At 67.5% G+C, this 11,141-nt stretch carries 15 protein-coding genes; 5 read left to right on the forward strand and 10 right to left on the reverse strand.

From position 1 onward, the window contains the following. The 8 genes from JYJ84_RS17800 to JYJ84_RS17835 form a co-directional block, all read right to left on the reverse strand. Nucleotides 1-446, reverse strand: a 446-nt coding sequence (locus tag JYJ84_RS17800; protein ID WP_205189336.1) for a FeoB small GTPase domain-containing protein, incomplete at its 3' end; no start/stop codon positions are given. Then, the gene (locus JYJ84_RS17805) at nt 443-694 is read right to left on the reverse strand and encodes a FeoA family protein (protein ID WP_031402528.1); all 252 of its coding nucleotides are present in this window, start codon (nt 692-694) and stop codon (nt 443-445) included. The genes JYJ84_RS17800 and JYJ84_RS17805, both read right to left, overlap by 4 nt. 166 nt (nt 695-860) lie before the next feature. Beyond that, nucleotides 861-1,031, reverse strand: a complete 171-nt coding sequence (locus tag JYJ84_RS17810) for a hypothetical protein (RefSeq protein ID WP_175219171.1) — start codon at nt 1,029-1,031, stop codon at nt 861-863. Nucleotides 1,032-1,106: 75 nt separating this feature from the next. After that, the gene (locus JYJ84_RS17815; RefSeq protein WP_174959128.1) at nt 1,107-1,271 is read right to left on the reverse strand and encodes a hypothetical protein; all 165 of its coding nucleotides are present in this window, start codon (nt 1,269-1,271) and stop codon (nt 1,107-1,109) included. Continuing rightward, entirely contained in the window at nt 1,268-1,633 is a 366-nt protein-coding gene (locus JYJ84_RS17820) for a copper resistance protein CopC (protein WP_174959126.1), read from the reverse strand. Before JYJ84_RS17820 ends, JYJ84_RS17815 begins: the two co-directional genes overlap by 4 nt. A 16-nt stretch (nt 1,634-1,649) precedes the next feature. Further along, nucleotides 1,650-2,567 carry a hypothetical protein gene (locus JYJ84_RS17825; RefSeq protein ID WP_122948762.1) on the reverse strand — a complete coding sequence of 306 codons (918 nt, stop codon included), beginning with the start codon at nt 2,565-2,567 and terminating at the stop codon, nt 1,650-1,652. A gap of 109 nt (nt 2,568-2,676) precedes the next feature. Further along, nucleotides 2,677-3,060, reverse strand: coding sequence for a DUF2946 domain-containing protein (locus JYJ84_RS17830; RefSeq protein ID WP_174959124.1), 384 nt, complete (start codon nt 3,058-3,060; stop codon nt 2,677-2,679). Nucleotides 3,061-3,253: 193 nt separating this feature from the next. Next, the gene (locus JYJ84_RS17835) at nt 3,254-4,498 is read right to left on the reverse strand and encodes an NADH:flavin oxidoreductase/NADH oxidase family protein (RefSeq protein WP_175219169.1); all 1,245 of its coding nucleotides are present in this window, start codon (nt 4,496-4,498) and stop codon (nt 3,254-3,256) included. Nucleotides 4,499-4,576: 78 nt separating this feature from the next. On the opposite strand from JYJ84_RS17835, the gene JYJ84_RS17840 reads away from it, so the two are divergent. The 3 genes from JYJ84_RS17840 (at nt 4,577) to JYJ84_RS17850 (ending at nt 6,393) form a co-directional block, all read left to right on the forward strand. Next, nucleotides 4,577-5,041: a MerR family transcriptional regulator gene (locus tag JYJ84_RS17840; protein ID WP_122948759.1), complete on the forward strand. Its 465-nt coding sequence runs from the start codon at nt 4,577-4,579 to the stop codon at nt 5,039-5,041. Between the two features lie 107 nt (nt 5,042-5,148). Continuing rightward, a complete protein-coding gene (locus JYJ84_RS17845) occupies nt 5,149-5,847 on the forward strand; it encodes a hypothetical protein (RefSeq protein WP_175219167.1) in 699 nt (232 codons plus the stop codon). Nucleotides 5,848-6,072: 225 nt separating this feature from the next. Beyond that, nucleotides 6,073-6,393, forward strand: coding sequence for a DUF1330 domain-containing protein (locus JYJ84_RS17850; RefSeq protein WP_175219165.1), 321 nt, complete (start codon nt 6,073-6,075; stop codon nt 6,391-6,393). A 19-nt stretch (nt 6,394-6,412) separates the two neighbouring features. On the opposite strand, the gene JYJ84_RS17855 is transcribed toward JYJ84_RS17850, so the two are convergent. Beyond that, nucleotides 6,413-7,249, reverse strand: coding sequence for an NAD(P)-dependent oxidoreductase (locus tag JYJ84_RS17855; protein WP_175219163.1), 837 nt, complete (start codon nt 7,247-7,249; stop codon nt 6,413-6,415). Between the two features lie 82 nt (nt 7,250-7,331). Between JYJ84_RS17855 and JYJ84_RS17860 the strand changes: the two genes are divergently transcribed. Beyond that, entirely contained in the window at nt 7,332-8,435 is a 1,104-nt protein-coding gene (locus JYJ84_RS17860; protein ID WP_122948756.1) for a LacI family DNA-binding transcriptional regulator, read from the forward strand. 110 nt (nt 8,436-8,545) lie between these two features. Here the strand turns inward: JYJ84_RS17860 and JYJ84_RS17865 are convergent, their stop codons facing one another. After that, a complete protein-coding gene (locus JYJ84_RS17865) occupies nt 8,546-9,838 on the reverse strand; it encodes an MFS transporter (protein WP_174959117.1) in 1,293 nt (430 codons plus the stop codon). Nucleotides 9,839-10,156: 318 nt separating this feature from the next. Here JYJ84_RS17865 and JYJ84_RS17870 point away from each other — a divergent pair. After that, on the forward strand, nt 10,157-11,141 hold a 985-nt coding region (locus tag JYJ84_RS17870), incomplete at its 3' end, for a bifunctional transcriptional activator/DNA repair enzyme AdaA (protein WP_205189338.1).

Raw genomic sequence — 11,141 nt, forward strand, 5'->3', positions numbered from 1 at the left:
ATCTGCACGCCCAGTTCGCGCGCCAGCAGGTCGACGTCGATCCGGATGCCGCGGCGTTCGGCCGCGTCCATCATGTTCAGCGCCAGCACGACCGGCCGGCCGAGGCGCTGCACTTCGAGCACGAAGCGCAGGTGCAGGCGCAGGTTGGTCGCATCCGCCACGCACACCACGAGGTCGGGCGGCGCTTCGCCCGGGTGACGGCCGAGCAGCACGTCGCGCGTGATGCGCTCGTCGGGGCTCGTCGAATCGAAGCTGTACGCGCCGGGCAGGTCGAGCACCTGGATCTGCCGGCCCGACGGCGCAACAAAACGTCCCATCTTGCGCTCGACGGTGACGCCGGCATAGTTCGCGACCTTCTGCCGGCCGCCGGTCAACTGGTTGAACAGCGCGGTCTTGCCGCAATTGGGGTTGCCGACCAGCGCAATACGCAATGCCGTGGCGCTCATGACTGGCCGCCCTCCTGCACGCTCACGCTGACACGCTCCGCTTCGGCGCGGCGCAGCGCGAAGCGGGTCGAGCCGACCTGGATCAGCAACGGATCGGCGCCCCACGGCCCGCGCGCCACGACGCGTACCGGCTCGCCGCGCACGAATCCGAGATCGCGCAGGCGCTGGGCGATGGGGTCGTCGGGCCGCGCGTCGTCGACATGGTCGACCAGGGCCGGCGTGTGTTGGGTCAGATTCGAGAGGCGCATGGCGGGGAGAACGCTACGGAAGAAAAATGAAAATCGTTCTCATTATAAGTGGCCACGCACAATCGCGACGCGACGGTCGGCACGAACCTGGGCGACTGCGATGTGAAATCAGGGTGACGCGGGCCCCGGTGCGAGGCCCTCGATGTTTGCGGCCGTGGATGCTGCCTCAAGGCGAGCCGGCGGTCGGCGCTGTTTGGCCGAGCACCACGGCGAGTCCGAGCGCCGCGTGCATGACAGCGGCCTCGGCGCAGCGCACTGCGTCGAAGTGCCGCTGCGCGGCGGGATAGCCGGGATCGTGCTGTTCGGCGCGCAGGCGCAGCGCAGGCAGCGCGACCATCCAGTTCCAGCCGCCGAGCAGCGGCGCGCACGCGACGCACGCGACGCACGCGAGTTGGGCCGCGAGGACGCGGCCCTACACCAGCCCAAGCGGCCGCGCGCCGGTGAGCGCCGTATCCCGCTGCACGTTGTAGAACCCCGTGACGAGCACGACGGCGAACGCGCCGGTCGCGACGGCAAACAGGATGTCCTGCCCGGCTGCCAGCGCGCTCTGCGCGTCGACGAGCGCGCCTGCCGTCACTTCACCGTGAACGCGTAGTGCCCCTGCGTGCGGTGGCCGTCGAGCGCGACGGCCACCCATGCCACCGTGTAGATGCCCGGCGTCAGCGGGTTCAGCGCCACGGACATGTGCTTGCGGTTCGACGCGTCGACTTCGGCCTTACCGCTCGTGACGGCGTGGCCCTGCGCATCGGTGACGGCGATCGAGCTGAACGCGGGTTCGAGCCCGTCGTCGAAATCGATCGCGACCGTCTTCGGCGAGCCGGTTACGGTTTCGCCCGCAGATGGTGCCTGGTGGGTCGGATACGCGTGCGCATGCGCGAGCTGTGCGCTGGCGAGCAACAGCGCGGCGGCGGCAGCGCGCAGCGTGGTCTGGATAGTCATGTTGATGCTCCGTCGATCAGAAAAGCGGCTTGCCGAGCGAGCCGGGGAACAGGTCGTCGAAATACAGATGCGCATCGAAGAGCACGCCGACATGATGGCCGCTCGCCCGGTTGACCGGAATCTGCGCTTCGACACCGAATTGCCCATAGCGATTGAGCCACAGGACACCCGGGTTGAGCGTCCCCGTCGTCTGCCCCGAACACGCGCCCGCGGTACAGGTGCTCATCGGCGCCTCGACGACGAAGATCATGTTGCTGAGCGGTTGCGGCAGGCCGAGATTCTTCACCTGCTGCTGCAGGTACGGGATGCTGTATTGCAGCGTCACGCCCCAGCCGAGCGAGTTCGGCCCCTGGTCAGACGACGCGGTGGTCAGGTTCGGCCCGAGCTCGGCCGTGAGCGCGAGCGGGCGCAGGTAGCCGAGCGACGCGGGCAGATCGCCGAAGCCCTTGCCGACATAGACGGCCGGCGTGAAGGTCGAGTACGGATTCGCGATCGATTTCGCGCCGGTGCCGCCGATCTGGGTTTTCAGGCCGACCGACGCCATGAATTCGTGCGCGGGATTCGCATAGGCGAGGTACTTCACGCCGAGCGTCACGTTGTCCCAGCCCTTCGCGGAGCCGCCGTCCGGGACATTCTGCGACACGTACTGGCTGGCGACGCTGAACGCGAGGTTCTTCGTGATCAGCTTGTCCCACTCGTACGACACGGTATTGACGTTGAAGCTGTTGCCGCTGTCGTCGGTGGACTTGATGTGACCGAACTGCGTGTCGAATTCGTCGCCGACACCAGGGTCGTCCACGGTCATCGTCGCAGGAAAGACGCGATCGCCGACCACGGCGTGCGCGTTCGCGAAAGAAGCGTGGGACAGGCCGGCCAACGCGGCCAGCAGCGCGGCACATGCGCGGGGCGCGTGCCGTTCGTTCAAGCGGGGCATGTTGTGTGTTCTCCGGTTGTCGTTCGATGCCGTCGCGCACGCGCGCGACGAACGGCCGCTCGCTCCGAGTGCGAAGCGGCGGCGTGTCAGGCAGGAAAATCAGACGAACTCAGGAGAACGCGGGCGGCGCACGCGATTGCGCGACGGTATGGACGAGACGGATGCGGGCCGGAATCGATGCCGACACGATCGGCCGCTGCGCATCCGGAAGCGGAACGGCGAAGGCGACGGCATGGCCCGGCAGCGCGGCGGCGTGAGCAACGAAGCTGCAATATGGACAAGCTTGCCAGTGCGCCTTGACGCCATGTGCGGGCTTGCCGTCGTCGTGCGCGACCACCGCTTCTTCGACGCTCGCCGTGCAATAGACGGCCAGCGCATCGACGAGCCGGTGACGCGACGCCATCATCTGCGAGACCGCAGGGGCGAGCGCCATCATCAGGATTGCGATCAATCCGATCAGGCTGCCTGGCTTGCGGAAACGGGCGACGTGCATGACGCGCGACGAGGATGTCTGGCGATGAAGGTGGTGGATTATGCCACGCTGAAATCACGCTCAGGCGCCTGAATAATGCAGTAAACAGGCTCGATATTTCGGAAAGTCATCCGAAAGGATCGAGCCTTGAAACGACCCGCCAGGCGGCGGGCCGATCCGTGCGGGGCGGTCGATGCAGCCCTGCGCACACACGTCACGCACGCGTGCCTGCCGCGCGCCCCGCCATCCACTTCCGGTAGCGCCGCGTCTGGCACTGCGCGGCCATTTGCTGGCCGACCAGCGCGCGCAGCGGCGACACCTGCGGGTGCGTGCGGCGGCCAACGCTCAGCCGCGTCAGCTGGAACTTGACGACGGCCATGTTGGCCAGCGCGCCCAGTGCCTTGTTCTTCCAGCGAATCGGCTCCAGCACCGGCGCGCTGTCCTTGCCGGCCCGCCAGTCGCGCGGCAGGTTCGGCTCGATCGACAACGCGGTCGCGATGCCGACCATCGCCACGCCGCTGTCGACCACCTGCTCGGCAACCGCGCGGCGCCGGATGCCGCCCGTGACCATCAGCGGCATCCGTGCGACGGCCGTAATGTCGCGCGCGAATTCGAGGAAATACGCTTCGCGGGCCAGCGTGCGTCCGTCGCGCGCCTCGCCCTGCATCGCCGGCACTTCATAGCTGCCGCCCGACAGTTCGACGAGATCGACGCCGAGCGGATTCAGCAGTTCGACCACGCGCTTCGCATCGTCCGCGCTGAAGCCGCCGCGCTGGAAATCGGCCGAGTTCAGCTTGACCGCGACCGCAAATTCCGGCGACACCGTCGCGCGCACGTCCCGCACGATATCGAGCAACAGGCGGGCGCGATTCTCGACGCTGCCGCCCCACTGATCCTGCCGGCGGTTCGTCAGCGGCGACAGGAACTGGCTCAGCAGATAGCCGTGCGCCGCGTGAATCTCCACGCCGGTGAAGCCGCTCTGCTCCGCGAGTTGCGCGGCGCGCACGAAGCGCTGCTGCACGTCGGCGATATCGGCTGGCGTCATCTCCTTCGGCACCGGGAACTGCTTCGACAGCGCGCCAAGCGCGAGCGGCACGGCCGACGGCGCGAGTGTCGTCTGGCCAAGCGCCGCCTGCATCTGCCGCCCCGGATGGTTGATCTGCATCCAGACATGCCCGCCGCCCGAGCGTGCCACCTGCGCCCAGCGACGGAAGCGGTCGAGATGCGCATCGCTCTCGAGCACGACGCCGTTCGGCCCCGTCATCGCGCGGCCGTCCACCATCACGTTGCCGGTCAGGATCAGGCCGACCTGGCCATCGGCCCACGCCTGGTACAGGCGCAGCAACGCGTCGGACGGTGCGTGGTTCGCATCGGCCATGTTCTCTTCCATCGCGGCCTTGGCCAGACGGTTCGGAATCACCGCCCCGTTGGGCAGTGTCAGCGGTGTAAACAGGTTCATGGAGGGCACCCTCGATTGACGATGCCCAACGATAACTTTAAAGTCAACTTCAAGGTCAAGCGTCTTTTGGAGCACACCATGAAAATCGGCGAACTGGCGAAAGCAAGCGGCCTTGCGGCATCGCGCATCCGTTTCTACGAAGCAAGCGGCCTGCTCGAACCGGCCCGTCGGCAGGCCAACGGCTATCGGGAATACGGGTCGGAAGCGTTGACGCGACTCGCGATCATCGACCGCGCGCAGCGCGCGGGCTTTGCGCTCGACGAAATCCGCGCGGTGCTGCCGCCCGATCTCGGCGCGTGGCCGCGCGACGAACTGCTGGTCGCGCTGCGGCACAAGGTCGACGAAATCGCGCTGCTCGAACAGCGTCTCGCGCAGAACCGGCAACATCTGCAGGTGCTGATCGAGGAGATCGTGAACAAGCCGGAGGGCGAGGATTGCGCGGGCGCCGCGCAACGGATGCTCGACCGGCTGTGCGCGCAGGCCGACGAGCCGCCGGCACCGGTGCCCGTGCCCGTCCCGCGGCCGACGCGCAAGCGCGCATGACTGGCTACACAGCGTCACCCGACAAACACACAACCTGCGCTGCGGCGAAACAAGACGACGCGTGCCCGTCGGCTTCCACAGCGCGACCTCATCCAATCCCGATCCGCATGACGATCCCCCGCATCAAAGGATTCCTCGTCGCCGCGCTGCTGACGCTCGGCATCGGCAGCACCTTCGCCGCGACCTGCGGCGACACGCCGGCTTCGATCCGCTGCCCGGACACCGCCGGTCTTCCGCACGACATCGTCGCGCAGCTTCCCGCCGGCTACGAAGCGCTGGATGCCGCGTCGGGACGACTGACCGACAGCGCCCGCATCGGCTATGTCGTCGTCGCGCATCAGCCCGACGATTCGATGCGCAAGGCGTCGCCGCGTCCGCTGCTGATCTTCCTGCCGGGCCAGGACGGGCACTACCGGCTGGCGGCGCGCAACGACGCCGTGATCATGAAAGCCGACGAAGGCGGGATGGGCGACCCGTATCTCGATGGCGTGGCCGACAACGCGCTCACGATCGAACCTCGCACCTTCACGGTCGAACAGGGTGTCTTCGCGGGGCCGAGCCACTGGCGCGACCGGGTGACGTTTCGCTACGACGTCGCGCATCACACCTGGGTGTTCCATCGGGAAGTGATGCGGAACTGGCGGCCCAACGACGACCCGAACGACGATGCGCTGAAAGCCGACCCGGTGCGCGTCACGCGCGCCAATGCGGCGAAAGCCGTCACGTTCGAAACATGGCGGCCGAGTTACTGGTGCGATTCGGCCGAGCGGCGCGACAGCGATCCGGCTTGCAGCAAGCCGCATTGACGGCGACGCGGGTTCACGGCTGACGATGCGTGCAGGTAAGCGATAGGCGGCATGGGGTACGCGTGGACGCCGCCGCGCCGCACGAGCCGTGTGTCTGCCGGCACGCGCAGGCACCCTTCCCCGGCCGTGCAGATTTGCTTACGTCGCAGGTAATCGACGCGCGTAGCCCGCGCCGCGATCATGGCTCCATCGACGCACGAACCGCATCACGCCAAGGAGCCCGCCATGACCGCCTACGCCATCGCCCACCTGCACGACGTCGAGATGTGCGACGACATCGTCGAATACCTCGAACGCATCGACGGCACGCTCGCGCCGTTCGACGGGCATTTCGTGATTCACGGCGTGCAGCCGGAAGTACGCGAAGGTGTGTGGCGCGGCGACCTGATCGCGATCGCGTTTCCCGATCTCGACACCGCGCGCGCGTGGTACGAATCGGACGCGTACCGGCAGATCCAGCCGCTGCGTGCCCGACATGCGAGCGGCCCGCTGATCCTGATCGACGGCGTCGACGAACCGCACAAGGCGACCGACATCCTGCGTTGATCGGCCACGCCGGCGGCGCTTACGACGCCTTGCGCTCCATCGGCTCGCCGACGACGAACCCGCCGCCCTGGAACCGCTGCGCGGGATCGTCGTAGTCGGCGGTCGGCGCCGTCACCGGGAACAACCCGACGAACTGCTCGGAACTGTCGCGCGGGCGGAAGCCGAGAAAACCGGCCTTCGTGTTGTCCCACCACTTCACCGGGTTGTCCGACGCGCCGTACACGATCGCGTGCCCGACGCGGTTCGTCAGCAGCGAGCAGCGCACGAGCTCGATGAAGTCGCGATAGCTGAGGAACGTCACGAGCATGCGCGGATTCTTTGGCACTTCGAATGAAGAACCGATCCGCAGGCACACCGTTTCGATCCCGAAGCGGTCGAAGTAGTAGCGCGACAGCGATTCGCCGAAGCACTTCGTCACACCGTACAGGCTGTCGGGGCGCAGCGGCGAATCGGCGTCGAGCACTTCCGTGACCGGATGGAAGCCGATCGCGTGGTTCGAGCTCGCGAACACGACGCGCTTCACGCCATGCTTGCGCGCGGCTTCGTACAGGTTGTACGTGCCGGTGATGTTCGCGCCGACCAGATCGTCGAACGGCGCGTCGACCGAAATGCCGCCGAGGTGGACGACCGCGTCCACGCCGTCGACGAGTTGCATCACCGCGGCCCGGTCGGCCAGGTCGACAACGCGGGTTTCTTCATGCGCGGCCGCGTCGCCGAGCGTCGCGATGTCGCTGACGCGCACGACGTCGGCCCAGTCTGCGAGCGCGCCGCGCAACTGGCGGCCGAGGTTGCCGGCCGCGCCCGTCAGCAGCAGGCGCCCGAACGGTTTGCGCGTGCCGGTGGATGAGGCGTTCATTGAGTCTCCTTGAATCTGACCTGAAATCTGACTGAATCGGAAAACGTTTTCCAACTATACGCGGGAGCGTCGCCGAACGTCAATGCTCGAACCCGTTCGCAGCCATCCGCACTTTCCCGATATCGCCGCGTGGCCGCACTCTCCCTTTTTCTGCCACAATCCGGCGTTATCGAACGAAAACGTTACCCTGCCGATGAAAAAAGTTTCCCCGACGATCCGCGACGTGGCGGCGGAAGCCGGCGTGTCGGTCGCGACGGTATCGAAGTACGTGAACGGCACGCAGCGCTTCTCGCCGACCGTCGAAGCACGGCTCAAGGAGGCGATCGACCGGCTCGGCTACCGGTCGAACCCGCTCGCGCGCTCGATGATCACCGGGCGCACGCGCACCATCGGCCTCGTGATCCTCGACATCAGCAACCCGCACTTCACGAACGTGGTGAAAGGCGCGAACCGCGTCGCGCTGCAGCACGACTACACGCTGCTGCTCGTCGATACCGAGGAGAACCAGACGCGCGAGCGCTCGCTGATCGAAGCGCTCGCGCAGCGCGTCGACGGGCTGATCGTCAGCACGCGGATGCCGGATGAAGAAGCCGGCTGGATGCTCGACCTCAACAAGCCGCTCGTGCTGCTGCGGCGCAGCCCCGGCCTGCCGATTCCGAGCGTCGGCATCGACAACCGGCTGTCGACCTACATGCTCGCGCGCCATCTGCTCAATCTCGGCCACACGCGCATCGCGTATCTCGGCTTCGGCACCGCGCGCGTGAACGACGAACGGATCCAGGGGGCGCGCGATTGCCTCGCGGAAGCCGGGCTCACGCTCGACGTGCACGATGCGCATGCGCCGACCGCCGAAGCCGGCGAGCGCGCGTGTTCGCGCGTGATGCTCGGGCCGCAGCGCCCGCAGGCCGTGATCTGCTACAACGACCTGATCGCGCTCGGCTTCATGAAGGAAGCCGCGTCGCTCGGTTTCCGGCTGCCGCAGGATGTGTCGGTCGCGGGCATCGACAACGTGCCGTATGGCGAATACGCGGCGCCCGCGCTCACGACCGTCGACATCCAGAGCGAGAACATGGGCGAGCTCGCGATGCAGAAGCTGATCGACGCGCTCGCGGGGCGTACCGATGCGAGCTATTCGACGTTCGAGCCGCGGCTGATCATGCGTGCGTCGACGGCCGCGGTCGGCTGAGCGCCCTGCTCCTCGCCTTCCAAAGAAGACGCGCCGCCCAAGGGCGGCGCGTTCGTTTGCGGATACGCGATTACACGATTACACGATCGAGCGATTAAGCGATCGCCCCGTCACGCGTCGAGTTGCGCAGGCTTCATCTTCGGCGTGAGCACGTGCATCACGCCCAGCGCGATCAGGTAAGCCGACGCGCCGATCGCGAACAGCACCCAGTAGTGGCCCGTGCGCTGCAGCACCTGGCCGATCACTTCCGAGAACAGCACGCCGCCGATCGAACCGGCCATCCCGCCGATGCCGACCACCGACGCCACCGCGCGGCGCGGGAACAGGTCGGACGCCGTCGTGAACAGGTTCGCCGACCAGCCCTGGTGCGCGGCGGCGGCGAGGCCGACGATCAGCACCGCGGCCCACAGGCTCTGCACCTGCGACACGAACGCGATCGGCAGCACGCAACACGCGCAGATCAGCATCGCCGTCTTGCGCGCGCCGTTCACGCTCCAGCCCGCGCGCAGCAGCATCGACGACAGCCAGCCGCCGCCGATGCTGCCGACCGTCGTCAGCGCATAGATGCAGACGAGCGGCAGGCCGATGTGCTGCATGTCCATCCCGCGCGATTCGTTGAGCCACTTCGGCAGCCAGAACAGGTAGAACCACCACACCGGATCGGTCAGGAACTTGCCGATCAGGAACGCCCACGTCTCGCGCTTGCGGATCAGCTCGCCCCAGCGCGGCGCACCGGCATTCGCGTTCGCTGCGTCGAGCGCTTCCGCTTCGTCGCGCGGCTCGTTGTACTCGGCGGCGAGCGCGCGCGTATCGGCCTGGCGATAGAACACGAGCCACACCGCGAGCCACACGAGGCCGATCGCGCCGATGATCACGAACGCCGCGCGCCAGCCGTAGGCCACCGCGATCGCCGGGATGATCGCCGGTGCGAACACCGCGCCGATGTTCGCGCCCGAGTTGAAGATGCCGGTGGCGAGCGCGCGTTCGCGGCGCGGGAACCATTCGGCCGTCGTCTTGATCGCGGCCGGGAAGTTGCCGCCCTCGCCGATCCCGAGCAGCGCGCGCACGAACGCGAAGCCCATCACCGAGCCGACCGCCGCGTGCAGCATCGCGGCGATGCTCCACACCAGCATCGCCAGCGCGTACGAAATGCGCGTGCCGAGCCGGTCGACGATGCGCCCGAAGCCGAGCAGGCCCAGCGCATAGAACGCGGAAAACGCCATCACGATGCGGCCGTACTGCACCTGGCTCCAGCCGATGTCGTGCTGGAGCATCGGCGCGAGCAGGCCGAGGATCTGCCGATCCATGTAGTTGATCACGGTCGCGAAAAACAGCAGCGCACAGACGGTCCAGCGGTAGCGGCTGGCGGCAGCGCGCACGGCGCCGACGACGGCAGATTGCATGAATGTCTCCGATACGCGGCCGCGCCCGTCGCGCCGCACGATGTTCGTTGACCGGCGACCGGCGCCGGGGCGGACGGCAGCGCTGTCGCGCACGACCGATTCCGCCGATCAATCTGGAAAACGTTTTTCAAAGGATAGGGCGTGTGCCGGCGCCCTGTCAGTCGGGGATTTCGATGAGTCATCTCAAATTGGCCGCGGCAAAAGAGACGACTGTTTCGTGGCGCGGCATTAACCGTTTTTCCCGGATTTTCCCGACGGGCGCGCGCGGGGACGGCCGCCGATACACATGTCCGATTCCAGCCAGAATCGGGGGCCGGGATGGTTTACAGTCGTCCCATGCGCCTCGATCCCGACACCTGCTACGACGCCCTGCTTTCGCGGAACCGCCGCTTCGACGGCTGGTTCTTCGTCGGCGTGGCGACGACCGGTGTGTATTGCCGCCCTGTCTGTCCGGTGAAGCCGCCGAAGCCGCAGAACTGCAGCTACTACCCGACCGCCGCGGCCGCCGAGAAGGCCGGCTTTCGACCCTGCATGCGCTGCCGCCCCGAGCTCGCGCCGGGCCACGGGCTGCTCGACCTGTCCGGCAATCTCGCCGACGCGGCCGCCACGCTGATCGAGGACGGTTTCCTGAACGCCCATTCCGTCGATGCGCTCGCGCAGCGCGTCGGCGTGACCGAACGGCACCTGCGCCGGATCTTCGGCGCGCAGTTCGGCGTGTCGCCGGTCGAATTCGCGCAGACGCACCGGCTGCTGATGGCCAAGCGGCTGCTGACCGATACCGCGCTGCCGGTGGCCGTCGTCGCATCGACAGCCGGGTTCGGCAGCGTGCGGCGCTTCAACGACCTGTTCCTGCAGCGTTACGGCCTCAATCCGCTGCGACTGCGCAATGGGGCCCGCGCATCGCCCGATGGCGACATGACGTTCCCGCTGCCGTACCGTCCGCCGTTCGCGTGGGACGACCTGATGCGCTTTCTCGCGCAGCGGCAGATCGACGGTGTCGAGCGGATCGATGCGCAGGGTTATGCGCGCGTCGTCGACATGCCGAACCGGAACGGCAACGGCGATAGCGGGCGCGTCGCCGGCTGGCTGTCCGTTACGCACGTACCGCAGCGGTTCGCGCTGGCCGTCACCGTATCGCCCGCGCTGACGCCGGTCGTCCCGGCCGTGCTCGCACGTGTGCGGCGGCTGTTCGATCTCGACAGCCGCCCCGACGTGATCGACGCGCATCTCGGCGAACTCGCGAGCGGCTCGCCGGGCCTGCGTGTCCCGGGCGCGTTCGACGGCGTCGAGATAGCGATCCGTG

This window comes from Burkholderia sp. LMG 13014 (genome assembly GCF_905232215.1).
GTDB lineage: Bacteria > Pseudomonadota > Gammaproteobacteria > Burkholderiales > Burkholderiaceae > Burkholderia.

Bases quoted from the DNA above. Each gene is read 5' to 3' on its own strand.
- JYJ84_RS17805 (WP_031402528.1), bottom strand. From the start codon at position 694: ATGCGCCTCTCGAATCTGACCCAACACACGCCGGCCCTGGTCGACCAT.
- JYJ84_RS17810 (WP_175219171.1), bottom strand. From the start codon at position 1,031: ATGGTCGCGCTGCCTGCGCTGCGCCTGCGCGCCGAACAGCACGATCCC.
- JYJ84_RS17820 (WP_174959126.1), bottom strand. From the start codon at position 1,633: ATGACTATCCAGACCACGCTGCGCGCTGCCGCCGCCGCGCTGTTGCTC.
- JYJ84_RS17825 (WP_122948762.1), bottom strand. From the start codon at position 2,567: ATGCCCCGCTTGAACGAACGGCACGCGCCCCGCGCATGTGCCGCGCTG.
- JYJ84_RS17830 (WP_174959124.1), bottom strand. From the start codon at position 3,060: ATGCACGTCGCCCGTTTCCGCAAGCCAGGCAGCCTGATCGGATTGATC.
- JYJ84_RS17835 (WP_175219169.1), bottom strand. From the start codon at position 4,498: ATGAACCTGTTTACACCGCTGACACTGCCCAACGGGGCGGTGATTCCG.
- JYJ84_RS17840 (WP_122948759.1), top strand. From the start codon at position 4,577: ATGAAAATCGGCGAACTGGCGAAAGCAAGCGGCCTTGCGGCATCGCGC.
- JYJ84_RS17845 (WP_175219167.1), top strand. From the start codon at position 5,149: ATGACGATCCCCCGCATCAAAGGATTCCTCGTCGCCGCGCTGCTGACG.
- JYJ84_RS17850 (WP_175219165.1), top strand. From the start codon at position 6,073: ATGACCGCCTACGCCATCGCCCACCTGCACGACGTCGAGATGTGCGAC.
- JYJ84_RS17855 (WP_175219163.1), bottom strand. From the start codon at position 7,249: ATGAACGCCTCATCCACCGGCACGCGCAAACCGTTCGGGCGCCTGCTG.
- JYJ84_RS17860 (WP_122948756.1), top strand. From the start codon at position 7,332: ATGCTCGAACCCGTTCGCAGCCATCCGCACTTTCCCGATATCGCCGCG.
- JYJ84_RS17865 (WP_174959117.1), bottom strand. From the start codon at position 9,838: ATGCAATCTGCCGTCGTCGGCGCCGTGCGCGCTGCCGCCAGCCGCTAC.